Here is a 15,961-nt window from a genome sequence, read left to right as displayed (position 1 = left end):
TGGGACTCACAGCGCAGGCGGCTGCGGTGCTCGTTTGAATTGGTCCAAACTGCAATTCTAGGGGCATTCGCAAGTCCCCTTACCATCGACAGCCCAAACCCGCGGACTCAGTGGTGCGCGCGGGTCTCCTGCAGCCGCTTGATGAACCAGCGGGACTGCTCCGGCCCGTAGGGCAGGATCGGGATGGCCTTGGTGGCGTCGTCCGGGGTTTCCCGGGTCGCCTGGGTGGCCTGCCGCACCGCAGTGGTCATGGTGTTGGCCATGGTCTTGACGAACTGGTCGCTGCACGGTTCCCCGTGGCCGGGAACCAGGAATTCGTAGCGGTGCCGCAGGGCCGAGAGATGGCGGAGGGCGTCGGCCCATTCCTCGGGAAAGGAATCCTCGAAGGACGGGTGGGAGCCCTGCTCCACCAGATCGCCGGCGTAGAGTGTGGTGCCTGTTCCCACGAGGAGGTCGCCGTCGGTGTGTCCGAGGCCGAGGTAGAAAAACGTGACGGCCTGGCCGCCGAGGTCCAGGAGGACCGGCTGGTCCTTCACGATCGCGTTCGGGACGACAATGTCGGTGTTGATGCCTTCGCCGGCCGCCATTTCTGGCTCATCGGCCCCGACGGCGCGGCGCTGGCTGTCGCCGTTTTCGCCGATCTCCGCGGCACAGTTCTCATGCGCCCAGAACTCGGTCACACCGGCATCGGCGAACACCGCATTGCCGAAGAAGTGGTCGTAGTGGGCGTGGGTGTTGACGACGACGAGCGGCAACTGCGTCTTTTCCCGCACCGCATCCAGGATCTCGCGACCCTGCCGGGGTCCGCTGCCGGTGTCGATCACCAGGGCGCGTTCGGTGCCGACAACCAGGCCGGTGTTGAGCAGGGAACTTTGGGTGGTCAGGACGTAGTTGTCCGGGCCAACCTCGAGCCATCGTGACATTAAATCTCCGTATTCCGGCGGTGTTCCGGCGTCGTTGGTGCGATGTTCTGCCCTCGATTGTACCCACCGGAGCTGGCCGGAAGCTGGAAGCCGGCCCCGCGCGGGCGGTCTTTCCGCCCGCGCGGCGGGCCGCGTTCACAGGTCCGCGAGCACCGAACCGGGGTTCTCGATCGCGTCGGCGACGTAGCGCAGGAAGCCGCCGGCGGTCCCGCCGTCGCACACCCGGTGGTCGAAGGTGAGGGTCAGCTCCGTGACCTTGCGTACGGCCAGTTCGCCGTTGACCACCCAGGGCTTGTCGATAATGCGCCCGACGCCGAGGATCCCGACCTCGGGGTGGTTGATGATGGCGGCGGAACCGTCTACTCCGAAGACCCCGTAGTTGTTCAGCGTGAACGTGCCGCTGCCGAGCTCTGCGGGGGTCGCTTTGCCCTCGCGCACGACGGCGGTGAGCCGCCGGATCTCGGCGTCCAGTTCGCGGGCGCTGAGTTTGTCCGCGTTGCGCACCGACGGCACCATCAGGCCACGCTCGGTCTGGGCCGCGAAGCCGAGGTTGACGCCGTCGAACGCCACAATCTCCTGCGACGCCCCGCCGGCGGTGTCCTCGGTGGTCACGATCCGGGTGTTCAGCTCCGGGAACTTCTTCAGCCCGGCGGTGACGAACCGCGCAATGAACGCCAGCAGACCCGGCGTGTGGTGCGGATCCGCTTTCTTCAGCGCGGCACGCATCTCCACGAGCGCGGTGGCGTCAACATCCACCCACACCGTGGCTTCCGGGATCTCGGAGCGGCTGCGCGTCATGTTGGCCGCAACGGCTTTCCGGACGCCGCGGACCGCGGTCCGCCCGGTAACGCCCAGACCGGTGCGGGCGTCGGTGTCGCCGCTGCCCGCAACCGGCGCTGCAGCAAGGGTTTCTTCCGGCGCCGGCGCCGGCCGCTCAACGACCGGGGGCTTGATATGAGCCTCAACGTCGCGCCGCATGATGAGCCCGCTGGCCCCCGAACCCTGGAGTTCCCCCAAATCAACCCCATGGTCCCGCGCCATCCGCCGAACGAGCGGAGAAATAACAGCCCCCAACTTCCCGGGAACCCGCGTCCGCATCAGCACCAGATCATCCGCAGCCTTCTCAGCAGCAGACACCCCAGCAACCGGCTCAACCACCGCAGTCCCGGCAGCCCCCTTACGAGCCCGAGTCCGCCGAGCAACCCCATGCCCGCCAGGAGTTCCATACCCAATCAAGACATTCCCGGACCCGGCCTTCTCCTCCTCCCGGTAAACCTCAGCGGCAACAGCAGCAGGCGAGGAAGAAGCGGCAGGCGAGTCAGCTACCGCGGAAGGTGACGTGCCCGCGAACCCGGCCGGCGCGGATGATGCCGCCCCGGGAGTGGCATCGGGCCTGTCGGAGCCGGCAGCATCGTCCGCAGGACGAATGCTGTCCGGCGAAGGGGCGGGGGCGGCATCATCCGCGGCGGCCCCACCGCCACCGACTAAGGCACCAACCGGAGTCACCGAAATCAAAGGCTTCCCGACGTCGAGCGTCTGCCCGGGCTCGCCGTGCAGCACGGCCACGGTCCCGGCGTACGGGGAGGGCACCTCGACCATGGACTTCGCGGTCTCAACCTCGGCAATCGGCTGGTCTACGCGGATCTCGTCACCCACTGCCACGAGCCAGTTCACGAGCTCTGCTTCGGTGAGGCCTTCGCCCAGGTCCGGGAGGAGGAATACTTTCGGTTCGCTCATGGTCAGTCTTCCCACTGGAGGTCGTCAACGGCGTCGAGGATGCGGTCCACGCCGGGCAGGTAGTAGTGCTCAAGCTTGGGCGCCGGGTACGGCACGTCGAAGCCGGTGACGCGGCGGATCGGCGCGGCCAGGTGGTGGAAACAGCGTTCCTGGACCCGGGCCACGATCTCGGAGGACACGGACGCGAAGCCGTGGGCCTCTGCGATGACCACGGCGCGGCCGGTCTTGCGGACCGAGGCGCAGACCGTCTCGTCGTCGAACGGCACGATGGAGCGGACGTCGATTACTTCCAGCGAGCGGCCTTCCTCGGCGGCGGCTGCGGCGGCGGCGAGCGCCGTCGGGACGGACGGCCCGTAGGCGATCAGCGTCGCGTCGGTGCCGGGGCGGGCGACGGCGGCCCGGCCCTCGGAAGACGTGCCGCGCTCGGTGTTCTGCGCGTGTTCGGCGCGGAGGGCGTCCAGGTCCACTTGGTCCTTGGACCAGTAGAGCTTCTTGGGCTCCATGAACATCACGGGATCATCGGAGTCGATGGCCTCGCGGAGCATCCGGTAGCCGTCGGCGACGGTGGCCGGGGTGAAGACCTTGAGGCCCGCGGTGTGGGCGTAGTAGGCCTCGGAGGAGTCGCAGTGGTGCTCCACTCCCCCGATGCCGCCGGCGTACGGGACCCGGATGACCATGGGCAGCTTCACGGCGCCCTTGGTGCGGTTGTGCATCTTGGCGACGTGGCTGACGATCTGTTCGAAGGCCGGGTAGGCGAAGGCGTCGAACTGCATCTCGATGACCGGGCGCATGCCGTTCATGGCCATGCCGACGGCCATGCCGACGATGCCGGATTCGGCGAGCGGGGTGTCGAAGCAGCGGCTCTTCCCGAAGGTCTTGGTGAGGCCGTCGGTGATGCGGAAGACACCGCCGAGCATGCCGACGTCCTCGCCGAAGACCAGGACCGACTCGTCGGCGTGCATGGCGTCGGCCATGGCAGTGTTCAGGGCCTTGGCGAGGGTGATGGTCTGCGGACCGGTCTTTTCGGCTTCAACAGCAGCTTTGGCGGCCGCCCGGGCGGTCGCGGCACTGACGTTGCCGTTGACTTCGGACGAGGTGGTGACGGTGGGGCTCATTTGCCGGACCCCTTTGCATTGGATGCGGTTGAGGTGGATGCGGCGTCGCGGGCGAGTTCGTCGGCAAGCAAGGCGGACTGTTCCTTCAGCTGTGGGGTGGGGGTGGAGAAGACGTATTTGAAGAGGTCCTGCGGATCCACCGGGACCTCTTCGCTGAGGCCTTCGCGAAGCTGCGTGGCAACCGCCTCCGCCTTTTCGGCGATCCCGGCGGCGCGCTCGTCGTCGAGCAGTCCGCGGTCCGTCAGGTAGGTCTTCATCCGGCTCAGCGGGTCCTTGGCCACCCATTCGGCGACTTCGCTGTCCTGGCGGTACCGGGTGGCGTCGTCGGCGTTGGTGTGCGCCTGCATCCGGTAGGTGTGGGCCTCCACCAGCAGGGGGCCGGAGCCTTCCCGGGCGAGCTTGACGGCCCGGCCGAGCACGGCCAGGAGGGCGACGATGTCGTTGCCGTCCACGCGTTCGCCGGCCATGCCGTAGCCCACGGCCTTGTGCGCGAGGGACGGCGCGACGGACTGGTGCGCCAGCGGCACGGAGATCGCGTACTGGTTGTTCTGGACGAAGAACACGACCGGCAGGTGGAACACCGCGGCGAAGTTGAGCGCCTCGTGGAAGTCCCCTTCGCTCGTGGCGCCGTCGCCGCACATGGCCAGGACGACGGTGTCCTCGCCGCGGAGCTTCGCTGCGTGGGCCACGCCGACGCCGTGCAGCAGCTGGGTGGTCAGCGGGGTGCACTGGATGCCGACCTTGTGCTTGGCCGGGTCATAGCCGCCGTGCCAGTCGCCGCGGAAGAGCGTCATGGTCTGGACGGGATCAACGCCGCGGGCCATCACGGCCACGGAGTCGCGGTAAGTGGGGAATATCCAGTCACCGTCGGACAGGCAGAGGGCGGCGGCCACCTGGCAGGCCTCCTGGCCGTGGCTGGACGGGTAGACGGCCATGCGGCCCTGCCGGACCAGGGCGGAGTTCTGGTCGTTGACGCGACGTCCGACCACGAGCTGCTCGTACGCGGCCATCAGCTCCTCGTCGCCGGGGAGGGCGTACTCGTGGCCGGGCTGGGTGCCCTGCTCGGTGTGGGGGTTCAAGGTGCCGTCCGGGCCCACCATTTGGATCTGGTGCCGGGCCGGCAGCATGTAGTCCTCAACAGTGATCCCGAACTTGCGTACCGCCTCGTTTGCGGCGTCTCCCGGGGCTCCTGCTGGAACTGCTGAGCCGGGCGCGCCAGCGCTGGACGCTTGGTCGTCGGCTCCCGCTTGCTGCGCAGTGTGGTCTGCGGAGATCGTCATTGGTCCGTCCTTCTGTAGCCACTATTCATTCCCAGTATGGCGCGGGGCGATGTTTCGTATCCAGCTCCAGCGGGAATCGTGGAGAAGTCCAGAATATTGGCCTATTCTGGAAGACAAATCGTAAGTGTGAGCTGGATTACCGGCGGAGGTTGTGGACAAATGGCAGAGACGGAGGCGGAACCGGCGGCGGTGCCGCTGGATGATGTGGACCGGAACATCATTGCGGAACTGACCAGGGACGGCCGGATGTCCGTCACCCAGGTCGCGGAGAACGTCCATATCTCGCGCGCCCATGCGTACACGCGGATAGCCCGGCTGACCGGCGAGGGGGTGCTGACTAAGTTCACGGCGCTGGTGGATCCCATCAAGGCCGGCCTGAAGTCCTCGGCCTACGTGACCCTGAAGGTCCGGCAGCATTCCTGGCGGGAGCTCCGGGAGCTGCTGCGGGCCATCCCGGAGGTGCACCACATTGCGCTGGTGGGCGGCGACTTCGATGTGATCCTGTTGGTGCGTGCAGTGGACAACATCGATCTGCGCCGGGTGATCTTCGACCAGTTGCAGTCCATGCCCGGCGTGCTGGACACTCAGACGTTCCTGGTGTTTGAGGACCTGGACACGCGGTAGCGGCACCGACGGCGCGCTAACTGACGAAGGCCTTCATCCAGGCCTTGAGCTCCTCACCGAATTCCACCCGCTCGGAGGCGATCGAGATGACCGCCTTCAGGTAGCTCAGCTTGTCGCCGGTGTCGTAGCGGCGGCCGTTGAAGACCACGCCGTACACGCCGCCGCCTTCGCAGCCGGAGACGGCCAGCGTCTGCAGGGCATCCGTGAGCTGGATTTCCCCGCCGCGGCCGGGCTCTGTTTCCTCCAGCACGTCGAAGACAGCCGGGTGGAGCACGTAGCGGCCGATCACGGCCAGGTTTGAGGGGGCATTGGCCATGGACGGTTTTTCCACGAGCCGGTTGACGCGCACATGGCCTTCGCCGTCGACGGCCGAAACATCGGCGCAGCCGTAGGCGCTGATCTCGGCGGGATCCACCTCGATCAGGGCAACCACCGAGCCGCCGGTCCGCGCCTGCACGTCGATCATGATGCTCAGGAGTTCGTCGCGCTCGTCGATCAGGTCATCGCCGAGCAGGACGGCGAACGGCTCGTCGCCGATGTGCTGGCGGGCGCACAGGACAGCATGGCCCAATCCCTTCGCGTCCCCCTGCCGGACGTAGTAGAGGGGCCCCAGCGCGGAGGCGTGCTGGACGGCTTCGAGCTTTTCGAGGTCGCCCTTGAGCTCCAGCGCGCGTTCGAGGCTGGGCTCACGGTCAAAGTGGTCCTCGAGGGCGCGCTTTTGCCGGCCGGTAATCATCAACAGGTCAGTCAGGCCCGCGCGGACAGCTTCCTCGACAACGTACTGGATGGCCGGCTGGTCGACCACGGGCAGCATTTCCTTGGGCATCGCCTTGGTGGCAGGCAGGAAGCGTGTCCCGAGTCCCGCGGCCGGAATGACAGCCTTTGTTACTGCTTTCCCCGAAGTCATAACCGAACCTTACAAGCGCATTTTCTAAATGAGAATGGCTTCAACCAAAGACAAGTACCGAGACAACCCGGTCTCGGTACCGCCCGTTTTCCGGCGCAGCTAGCCCTTGAAAACCGGGGTCCGCTTCTCCTGGAAGGCCCGGAATCCCTCGGAGTAATCCTCGGTCTTGCAGAGGCGCGCCTGCTCGGCGTTCTCTTCCTCCATGGACTCCCAGAGCCCCAGCCGCTGATCCCGGATGTGCGCCACGAGATCCTTGCTTGCAGTGAACGCGCTCGTGGCGCCGGTGGCGGCCTTGGCCACGATCGCCCGGGTGTTCTCCAACAGGTCAGCCGCGGGCATGGCCCGGCTGAACATCCCCCGGGCCACGGCGTCCGCGCCGCTCATGAGTTCGGCGGTGTAGATCAGGTCCAGCGTGCGGTGCATGCCGAGCCGTTCGGTGAAGTACCAGTGCCCGCCGGAATCGAGCGTGGCACCAAGGTTCGCGAAGGGCGACCCGAACTTGGCGTTCTCCGCCACGTACACCACATCCGTGGCGAGGAGCAGCCCCAGCCCCACACCCAGGCAGGCCCCCTGGGCCGCCGCGAAGGTGGGGGCGGGGAAGGCTGTCATCTTCTTCAGCAGCGGCTGCAGGAGCCCGCCCAGGTACCCCTGGACGTCGTCGGTCTCCGGCGTGACGCCGGCGATGTCCCGTCCCGCGCAAAAAGCGCGCCCCTCACCCCTGAGCAGCAGCGCCCGCACTTCACCGCGCGAGGCGGCGGCAGCGGCGTCGTCGTACGCCTTCGACAGGTCCCGGAGGGCCTGCTCGTCCAGCGAGTTCAGCTTGTAGGGGGCGTTGAGGACGATCTCGGCGACGCCGTCGGCGATGGAGAGGGAAATCATGGGGCTCCTCGTTGGAGTGGGTACCGGGTGGTGGGTTAGACGTCGAAGTCGACGGTGACTTCCGGCGTCGTGGGGTGGGACTGGCAGGTCAGCACGTAGCCCTTGTCCAGTTCGTCCTGCTCCAGGGCGTAGTTCTCGTCCATCGTGACGGCACCGGTGACCACCTTGGCGCGGCAGGTTCCGCAGACGCCGCCGGCGCATGCGAACGGGACGTCGGGGCGGACCCGCAGGGCCGCGTTCAGGATCGACTCGCGGGCGTGGGTGGGGCTGGCCACCTCTCCCTGGAGGCCGTCCAGCTTGAAGGTGATCTTGTACGTGGCCTGCGACTCGTCCACAACCACCGGACGGCCGGCGTTGCCCTCGGGGCGGTCCGGCTTGCCGGTGGTGAACAGCTCGAACCGGACGTGGTCGGCGTTGACGCCGCGCTCGGCCAGGGTGTCCCGGCACAGCTGGACGAGCTCGAACGGGCCGCACAGGAACCACTCGTCGACGTCGTCGGCATGGATGGCGGTCCCCAGCAGGGCCTGCAGCTTCTCCGCGTCGATCCGGCCGCTGAGCAGCGGGGCGATCCGCTGTTCGCGGGAGAGCACATGGTGCAGGGCGAGCCGGGACGGGTACTTATCCTTCAGGTCGGCCAGCTCTTCGAGGAACATGACGTCCATGGCGGCCTTGTTCGCGTAGACCAGGTCGAAGCGGGTTTCCGGGTGCGCGGCGAGCAGGGTGCGGGCAATCGCGATCACCGGGGTGATGCCGGAACCCGCGGCGATCGCGACGAAGGAACCCGGCTCCCCCGCCAGCTCGCTGGCCATCTCCTCCGGATGGTTCATCGAGTTCATCAGGTTCTGCTCTTTGCCGTCCCGGCCGTGCTTGGATACAAACGCGCCCATCGGGCTCATCACGTCCAGGACGTCGCCGGCCTTGAGCTCGGCGTTCGCCCAGGTGGAGAACAGCCCGCCCAGGTCCTTCTTGATCGCGACCCGGATCTCGCTGCTGCCGTCCGCGAAGCTCCGCGGCTCGGCGCAGATCGAGTAGCTGCGCCGGATTTCCTTCGGCTCGCCGGACTCATCCGGCAAGGTGGTGCGCAGCGCGACGTACTGGCCCGGGAGGTAATCGAACTGGCCGGCGAGTTCAGCCGGCACACCGAAGGTCACCTCGATCGCATCATCGGTGAGCCGGCGGACCTCGTCCACCGTCAGCGGGTGGAAGGACGCACGACGGCGGCCGGTGGCTGCAGCCGTTTCAGCGGCGGTCTGGCGGACAACAGTCATGGGAGCACCTGTTCCTTACAAAACTTTGAAGTAGTCGAACGGTTCCTTGCAGTCCTGGCAGACGTACAGCGCCTTGCAGGAGGTGGAACCGAAGCGGGTGAGTTCCTTGGTGTTCAGCGATGAACACTGCGGGCACTTGACGGCGAGGGACAGGCGGATCGGCCCGGCGTGCCGCAGGGCGGCCGAGTGGCCGGAGGGCGGGGCGATGCCGTACTCCTGCAGCTTGGCCTTTCCGGCCTCGCTCATCCAGTCGGTGGTCCAGGCCGGGGAGAGGACCATCTCGACGTTGACGCTCGGGTAGCCTCCGCTCTTGAAGGCAGCCTTGAGATCGTCCCGGATGGCGTCCATCGCGGGGCAGCCCGAGTAGGTCGGCGTGATGGTGATATGAACTGTGGGGACCATCACGCCGTCGGCTGCGTTTGGTTCCTTCGTCACCTGGACGTTGCGCAGGATCCCCAGGTCCTCGATGGTGAGGACCGGGATTTCCGGGTCGCAGACGGTGGCGGCGAGTTCCCAGGCCTTCTGCTCGGGTGTCTTATGCTCCGCCGGGCGGCCGTCCGCGGCCGTGGGGTGGCTGACGTACATTTCCATGGTGGTTACCAGCTGGCTCCGGGGTACTCGCGGGCGAGCACCTGCATTTCGGCGAGGAGGTAGCCGAGGTGCTCGGAGTGCAGTCCACGCCGGCCGCCGCCGGGAGCGGGCTGGACCTTGGGAACGTCCAGCTCGGCCGCGGCCAGGACCTCGCCGGTCAGGCGGTCGAAGTCGGCGCGCAGGCCGGACGGCTCGACGGCGGCGCCGCTCGCGCTGAGGCGGGCGGTGAGTTCGTCGTCGCGGAACAGCTCGTCCACGTAGGGCCAGATGGCCTTGAAGGCGTGGATCATCTTCTCGCGGGACTCTTCGGTGCCCTGGGCAAGGCGCAGCACCCACTGGGCGCTGTGGTCGCGGTGGTAATCCACTTCCTTGACGGCCTTCGCGGCAATGCCGGCGAGGGTGGCGTCGGTGGACTGCGTCAGCCGGCGGTAGAGCTCGAACTGGTAGTAGCTGACCACGAACTGGCGGGCGATGGTGACGGCAAAGTCGCCGTTCGGGAGTTCGAAGATCTCGACAGACCGGAACTCGGGCTCGCGGCGGAAGTAGGCGAGGTCGTCCTCGCTCCGGCCGTCCAGTCCGCCGGCGTAGCTGAGGAACGAACGGGCGTGGCCCAGCTGGTCCAGGGCGATGTTGCCGAGGGCAATGTCCTCTTCGAGCTCCGGGGCGCGGGAGATCCAGTGGCCCAGGCGCTGCGCGAGGATCAGGGCGTCGTCGCCCAGACGCAGGGCGAACTCGGCGACATCCTCGTCCGGCTTCGCGGTGCCGCGGCTGACGGCCAGCGCGATGTCCTCGGGGCGGAGGGCGTTGCCGGGGGTAATGCGGGTGGCGCTGGCCGTGGCCTCGCCGGTGCCGCTGGCTCCCTTGACGCCGACGTTGATGTCGCCGTGGCCGCCTGTTTCTGCTGCCGTTTCGGGTGAAGTGCTCACAGGTGCTTCACGCCCTCGCTCTTGGTGTAGTACGTCGCGTGCCGGTAGTCCTTGCCCTGGGGCGACTCGAAGAACGAGCCCTTGGCATCAGGGTCGCTCGAGGCGATGGCGTCGGCGGGGACAACCCAGATAGAGACGCCTTCGTTGCGGCGGGTGTAGAGGTCGCGGGCGTTGCGCAGGGCCATGGCGGCGTCCGGCGCGTGCAGGGAGCCGGCGTGGACGTGGGAGAGGCCGCGGCTGGAGCGGACGAAGACTTCCCAGATGGGCCAGACGTTTCCTGAGTGCGGTTCGGGGGTTGTCATGCTGCGGATTCCTTCTCTGCTTGCTTCTTGGCCTGCTTTTCCGCGTACGCTGCGGCGGCTTCGCGCACCCAGGCGCCGTTGTTGTGTGCTTCGCGGCGCCGTTCCAGGCGCTGGGCGTTGCAGGGGCCGCGGCCGGCGAGGACCTCGTGGAATTCATCCCAGTCCAGGGGGCCGTGCTCCCACTTCTTGGTTTCTTCGTTGAATCGGATGTCCTTGTCCGGGAGGGTGAGCTCCAGGACCTTGACCTGCTCCATCATCATTCCGACGAAGCGGTTGCGCAGTTCGTCGTTGCTGAAGCGCTTGATGTTCCAGGCCATGGACTGCTTGGAGTTGGGCGAGTCGTCATCCGGCGGGCCGAACATCATCAGGGCCGGGGCGTACCAGCGGTTCACGGCGTCCTGGGCCATCTGCTTCTGCTCCGGCGTGCCGTGGGAGAGTTCCAGCAGGATCTCAAAGCCCTGGCGCTGGTGGAAGGATTCTTCCTTGCAGACGCGGACCATGGCACGGCCGTAGGGGCCGAAGGAGGCGCGGCAGAGCGGCACCTGGTTGGCGATAGCGGCGCCGTCGACCATCCAGCCGATGGCGCCCATGTCGGCCCAGGTGCGGGCGGGGTAGTTGAAGATGGAGGAGTACTTGGCCTTGCCGTCCATCAGGTCCTGCATCATCTGATCGCGCGGCTGGCCGAGGGTTTCGGCGGCGGAGTACAGGTACAGGCCGTGGCCGGCCTCGTCCTGGACCTTGGCCATGAGGATGGCCTTGCGCTTGAGGCTGGGGGCGCGGGAGATCCAGTTGGCTTCCGGCTGCATGCCGATAATCTCCGAGTGCGCGTGCTGCGAGATCTGGCGCAGCAGGGTCTTGCGGTAGGCCGGGGGCATCCAGTCGCGGGGTTCGATCCGCGAATCGTCCGCCATGACTTTGTCGAAGTATGCCTGGCCTTCAGCGTCACGCCGGGCCGCATCTTCGGCGCTCTGTTCGTGCCGCGCCGCTGTTGGTTCTCCGGGCACTGACTGCAGGGTCTGCGATGCCATGGTTGCTCCTATGCATTTCCGATAAATAATTACCGACCGTTCGTTCAGGATATGCGGAAGGCAGGAGATGCGTCAAGCACACCGGCGCTCCGAGGCAGGCACGACGGCGGCCGTCCGGCGCGGCTGTCATCAACGCGCATATTGTGGCGCCTGCCGCTATTTGGCGCAGCGCGGTGGTAACGTCCGGCCATGGAAACGTCGCCGGAACCAAAGGAAGCTGCCGCAGGCCCCGCCGCGGCACCGGGCGGAATGAACCGCCGTCGGAAGATCATCATCGCCGTCATCGCCGGCCTGGCAGTGGTCGCAGTAGCCATTGCGGCATTGTTGCTGAACCAGCCGCGGACCCAACCCGCGGCCACCGTGGAAACTTCCGCCCCGGCGCCGGAGACCACCCCCGCACCCACTCCGACACCCACGCCGACGCCGACTCCGGATCCGCCGCCCACGGCGCTGAACATCCTGCTGATCGGCAGCGACAGCCGCGTGGACGACCGCGCAGTCGCCGCCTCCGGCGGAACCTCCGACCAGCGCGGGGACACCCTCGTCTTCATCCATCTCCCGGCAGACCGCCAGAGCGTCTACGGCATCTCCATCATGCGTGACCTGTGGGTGGACATCCCCGGCTACGGCGCGGACAAAGTCAACGCCGGACTCGAGCTGGGCGGCGTGCCCCTCATGACCCAGACCGTGGGGTCCCTGCTGGGCCAGAACATCGACTACACGGTGATGGTGGACTTCCCGGGCTTCGCCGGCCTGACCGACGCCGTTAACGGCATCGACGTCGACGTGAAGCTGCCGTTTACTTCCACGCTGGGGTCCGGGCAGTACTTTGCGCCGGGCGTGAACCATCTCAACGGCGCCCAGGCTCTCGATTTTGTCCGCGAGCGCAAGGCGTTCTCCGACGGCGACTACCAGCGGGTCCGGAACCAGCAGACCTTCCTCAAGGCCGTACTGGCCAAGGCCGTGGGCAACGGGGTCCTGGCCGACCGTGCGACGGTGCACGCGTTCGTGACGGGCGTACTGCCCCACGTCGCGGTGACACCGGGGCTGACCCTGGAAACCCTGGAACGGCTCGCATTCAGCCTGCGCACCGTACCGGCCGGCAACGGCGTGTTTTTCACGCTTCCCACGGCCGGCGTCGGTACCACCGGGACCGGCCAGTCGGTCATCTGGCAGAACCCGGCCGCCACCGCCGCCGTTTCCGCCGCCCTGGCATCCGGCACCCTGGGCGAGTACATCGCCGCGAACGGGCTGCAGAACGGGAACTGAGGGCCGCACGAAGGTAGATTGGAGAAATGACCCAGACTCCCGTGCAGCCGTCCCCGCAGCCCCCTGTTGCCAAGAAAATCCCCGCCCTCCGCACGCACCACGGCGATGCCTTCGAGGACAACTACGAGTGGCTGAGGAACAAGGAATCCGCCGAGGTCGTGGAGCTGCTCAAGGCTGAGAACGCCTACCAGGAGGCAGTGACGGCCCACCAGGAGCCGCTGCGCGAAGCCATCTTCCAGGAGATCAAGGGCCGCACCCAGGAGACGGACCTCTCCGTTCCCAACCGCAAGGACGGCTGGTGGTACTACACCCGCTCCGTGGAGGGCCAGGAGTACGGCATCCAGTGCCGCGTCCGGGCCGAGGACACCGGGGACCGCGTGGCCGACTGGACTCCCCCGGCCGTCGAGGTGGGCGTCGAGATTCCGGGCGAGGAAATCCTGCTGGACGGAAACGTCGAGGCAGCGGGCAAGCCGTTCTTCGCCGTCGGCGGTGCCGCCGTCACCATTGACGGGAACCTCTACGCCTACGCCGTGGACAACGCCGGTGACGAACGGTTCACGCTGCGCATAAAGGACCTGCGGAGCGGGGAGCTGCTTCCCGACGTGATCGAGAACGTTTTCTACGGGATCTCGTTCTCCCCCGACGGCACACGGATCTTCTACACCGTGGTGGATGACTCCTGGCGGCCCTACCAGGTGAAGTCCCATGTGCTGGGCACGCCCGTCGCCGATGATGAGGTCATCTACCAGGAGGACGACGTCGCCATGTGGCTGGGCTTCGAGCTCTCCGCCGACCGGCGCCACCTGGTGCTGAGCATCGGCTGCTCGGAATTCAGCGAGACCCGCCTGCTGCGCTTCGACGCGCTCGACGCCGGACTCCGCACCGTGATCTCCCGCGACGAGCGCATCCTTTACGAGGCCGAGCCGTTCCTGCTGACGGACGCCGCGGGGCAGCGGGCCGAGGCCATCGTCCTGACCCACAACAAGGACGCCATCAACTCCATGGTCTCCCTCGTGGACCCGGCCGAACTCGCCAAGCCGCTCGCCGAGCAGCACTGGACCGCCGTCGTCGAACATTCCGACCAGGTGCGCGTCAATGGCGCCGGCGTCACCTCGACACACCTGGTGGTCTCCGTCCGCAAAGACACCATCGAGCGCGTGCAGGTCCTGCCGCTGGCCGGGCTGGGCACGCCGGAGCAGGGCGCACCGGTGGAGCCGGCCTTCGAGGAGGAGCTCTACACCGCAGGCGTTGCCGGGTCCGACTACGAAGCGCCCGTGATCCGGATGGGCTACACCTCCTACTTCACCCCGTCCCGGGTCTACGACTTTGTGCTCCCCACCCCGGAACAGCCCGCCGGCGAGCTGCTCCTGCGCAAGGAGAGCCCGGTCCTGGGCGGCTATTCCGCCGCGGACTACGTCGCCACCCGCGAGTGGGCCGTGGCCGCGGACGGCACGCGGATCCCGCTCTCCGTATTGCGCCACGTCACCGTTGCCCGCGATTCGACGGCGGCGGGCCTTGTGTACGGCTACGGCTCCTATGAGATGAGCATGGATCCGGGCTTCGGCATTCCCCGGCTCTCCCTGCTGGACCGGGGCATCGTGTTCGTGATCGCCCACATCCGCGGCGGCGGCGAACTGGGCCGGCACTGGTACGACACGGGCAAGAAGCTGCAGAAGAAGAACACCTTCACGGACTTCATCGCGGCCACCGACTGGCTGGCGCAGTCCGGCTGGGTGGACCCGGCACGCATCGCGGCCATGGGAGGATCGGCAGGCGGGCTGCTGATGGGCGCCGTCGCCAACCTGGCCCCGGAGAAGTACGCGGCGATCGTGGCGGCCGTGCCGTTCGTGGATGCCCTGACCACCATCCTGGATCCCGAACTGCCGCTTTCCGCGCTGGAGTGGGAGGAATGGGGCAACCCGATCACCGACAGCTCCGTGTACGAGTACATGAAGTCCTACACGCCGTACGAAAACGTCCGGGCAGTGGCGTACCCCAAGATCGCTGCGGTCACCTCGTTCAATGACACGCGGGTGCTCTACGTGGAGCCCGCCAAATGGGTTCAGCGGCTGCGCGAACTCAACACCGGCAGCGAGCCGATCGTGATGAAGATCGAGATGGAAGGCGGCCACGGCGGCGCCTCGGGCCGCTACGTGCAGTGGAAGGAACGGGCCTGGGACTACGCCTTCGTCGCCGACTCCCTGGGCGCCACGGACCTCCTGCCGGGGGCCGGAGTTAAGTAGACCGCTCCCGTCATCGGTTGCTCCGTACCCGCCCTTTTGAGCCCGCATTAGGGCAGTTACGGAGCAATCGTTGGCGGTATGGTCGCGGATTTACGGGAGTCGCCTACCGGATAGATGCTAACCATGCTTACTATTGACCAGCATGAGGCACATCGGTCTGGAAACTGCTCACTGGGGGCAGCAGAAACTGTGCCGGAACTGGAGCTATTCGTGAGCACTGAACAGGGAATGACCCCGCTGAGCGACGCTGAACTGATGGCGGAGGCAGGCACCGCCCTTCCGGACAAGGAAGTGGCCTCCATCCTGGACCTCAACGCGGACCTGGACCTCGGGATCAACGCCGCGGCGCCGATCGACCTCGCCATCGCGGCTAACGCCAACGTCGCCGCCCCGATCGACGCCGCAGCTTCGGCGAACATCCTGTCCTTCGGCTCGGACGCTCAGGCGCTGTCCGATCAGGGCGTCATCATCAACCAGGGCATTGACGCCGATGCCACTGCAGAGTCCGCGCAGGACAGCACGATCGAGCAGGACACCGGCAGCACCGGCGGCACCGACACGGGCGCCACGGATGTCACGGCGGAGGAAAGCGCCCTGCCCACCGACGTCGCCGGAGCCCTCAATTCCAACCTGCTCAACGTCAACGTGGACTTGGACGCCGCTGCCGACATTGCCGCCCCGATCAACGGTGCCGTGGCCGCCAACGCCAATGTCGCCGCCCCGATCGATGCCGCCGTCGCCGCCAACATCGGCTCCATCGACAGCAACGCCTTCGCCGTCTCGCAGCAGGATGCCATCATCAACCAGAACATCACGGGCGAAGCCACTGCTACGGCCGACCAGCAGTCCGACCTCCGGCAGTAGTTCCC

At 67.1% G+C, this 15,961-nt stretch carries 15 protein-coding genes; 4 read left to right on the top strand and 11 right to left on the bottom strand.

Annotated elements, in window-relative coordinates; translation table 11 throughout:
• Positions 1–107: 107 nt before the first annotated feature.
• From AC1DF4_RS00755 to pdhA, 4 genes are all read right to left on the bottom strand, one after another.
• Entirely contained in the window at positions 108–923 is an 816-nt protein-coding gene (locus tag AC1DF4_RS00755; protein WP_476911110.1) for an MBL fold metallo-hydrolase, read from the bottom strand.
• 135 nt (positions 924–1,058) lie between these two features.
• Positions 1,059–2,660, bottom strand: coding sequence for a dihydrolipoamide acetyltransferase family protein (locus tag AC1DF4_RS00750; protein ID WP_476911109.1), 1,602 nt, complete (start codon positions 2,658–2,660; stop codon positions 1,059–1,061).
• Positions 2,661–2,662: 2 nt separating this feature from the next.
• Positions 2,663–3,775, bottom strand: coding sequence for an alpha-ketoacid dehydrogenase subunit beta (locus AC1DF4_RS00745; RefSeq protein ID WP_476911108.1), 1,113 nt, complete (start codon positions 3,773–3,775; stop codon positions 2,663–2,665).
• Entirely contained in the window at positions 3,772–5,055 is a 1,284-nt protein-coding gene (gene pdhA / locus AC1DF4_RS00740) for a pyruvate dehydrogenase (acetyl-transferring) E1 component subunit alpha (protein ID WP_476911107.1), read from the bottom strand. Before pdhA ends, AC1DF4_RS00745 begins: the two co-directional genes overlap by 4 nt.
• Before the next feature lie 159 nt (positions 5,056–5,214).
• On the opposite strand from pdhA, the gene AC1DF4_RS00735 reads away from it, so the two are divergent.
• A complete protein-coding gene (locus AC1DF4_RS00735; protein ID WP_476911106.1) occupies positions 5,215–5,679 on the top strand; it encodes an Lrp/AsnC family transcriptional regulator in 465 nt (154 codons plus the stop codon).
• Between the two features lie 16 nt (positions 5,680–5,695).
• On the opposite strand, the gene galU is transcribed toward AC1DF4_RS00735, so the two are convergent.
• The 7 genes from galU to paaA form a co-directional block, all read right to left on the bottom strand.
• The gene (galU, locus tag AC1DF4_RS00730) at positions 5,696–6,586 is read right to left on the bottom strand and encodes a UTP--glucose-1-phosphate uridylyltransferase GalU (RefSeq protein WP_476911105.1); all 891 of its coding nucleotides are present in this window, start codon (positions 6,584–6,586) and stop codon (positions 5,696–5,698) included.
• A gap of 99 nt (positions 6,587–6,685) precedes the next feature.
• The gene (locus AC1DF4_RS00725; RefSeq protein WP_476911104.1) at positions 6,686–7,465 is read right to left on the bottom strand and encodes an enoyl-CoA hydratase/isomerase family protein; all 780 of its coding nucleotides are present in this window, start codon (positions 7,463–7,465) and stop codon (positions 6,686–6,688) included.
• Positions 7,466–7,500: 35 nt separating this feature from the next.
• Positions 7,501–8,733: a 1,2-phenylacetyl-CoA epoxidase subunit PaaE gene (gene paaE, locus AC1DF4_RS00720; RefSeq protein WP_476911103.1), complete on the bottom strand. Its 1,233-nt coding sequence runs from the start codon at positions 8,731–8,733 to the stop codon at positions 7,501–7,503.
• 15 nt (positions 8,734–8,748) lie between these two features.
• A complete protein-coding gene (gene paaD / locus AC1DF4_RS00715; RefSeq protein ID WP_476911610.1) occupies positions 8,749–9,318 on the bottom strand; it encodes a 1,2-phenylacetyl-CoA epoxidase subunit PaaD in 570 nt (189 codons plus the stop codon).
• A gap of 11 nt (positions 9,319–9,329) precedes the next feature.
• Entirely contained in the window at positions 9,330–10,250 is a 921-nt protein-coding gene (paaC, locus tag AC1DF4_RS00710; RefSeq protein WP_476911102.1) for a 1,2-phenylacetyl-CoA epoxidase subunit PaaC, read from the bottom strand.
• A complete protein-coding gene (paaB, locus tag AC1DF4_RS00705) occupies positions 10,247–10,552 on the bottom strand; it encodes a 1,2-phenylacetyl-CoA epoxidase subunit PaaB (protein ID WP_476911101.1) in 306 nt (101 codons plus the stop codon). Before paaB ends, paaC begins: the two co-directional genes overlap by 4 nt.
• Positions 10,549–11,580: a 1,2-phenylacetyl-CoA epoxidase subunit PaaA gene (paaA, locus tag AC1DF4_RS00700; protein ID WP_476863870.1), complete on the bottom strand. Its 1,032-nt coding sequence runs from the start codon at positions 11,578–11,580 to the stop codon at positions 10,549–10,551. Before paaA ends, paaB begins: the two co-directional genes overlap by 4 nt.
• Before the next feature lie 189 nt (positions 11,581–11,769).
• Between paaA and AC1DF4_RS00695 the strand changes: the two genes are divergently transcribed.
• The 3 genes from AC1DF4_RS00695 (at position 11,770) to AC1DF4_RS00685 (ending at position 15,956) form a co-directional block, all read left to right on the top strand.
• Entirely contained in the window at positions 11,770–12,849 is a 1,080-nt protein-coding gene (locus AC1DF4_RS00695) for an LCP family protein (RefSeq protein WP_476911100.1), read from the top strand.
• Positions 12,850–12,875: 26 nt separating this feature from the next.
• Complete coding sequence (locus AC1DF4_RS00690; RefSeq protein ID WP_476911099.1) at positions 12,876–15,092, top strand: S9 family peptidase; 2,217 nt, start codon at positions 12,876–12,878, stop codon at positions 15,090–15,092.
• 228 nt (positions 15,093–15,320) lie between these two features.
• On the top strand, positions 15,321–15,956 hold the full coding sequence (locus tag AC1DF4_RS00685) for a peptidoglycan-binding protein (protein WP_476911609.1): 636 nt from the start codon (positions 15,321–15,323) through the stop codon (positions 15,954–15,956).
• Positions 15,957–15,961 lie beyond the last annotated feature (5 nt).

The organism is Arthrobacter sp. 05N429 (genome assembly GCF_056397045.1).
Note: the sequence above shows the minus strand (reverse complement) of the source record. Positions and strands in the feature narration are given on the sequence as shown.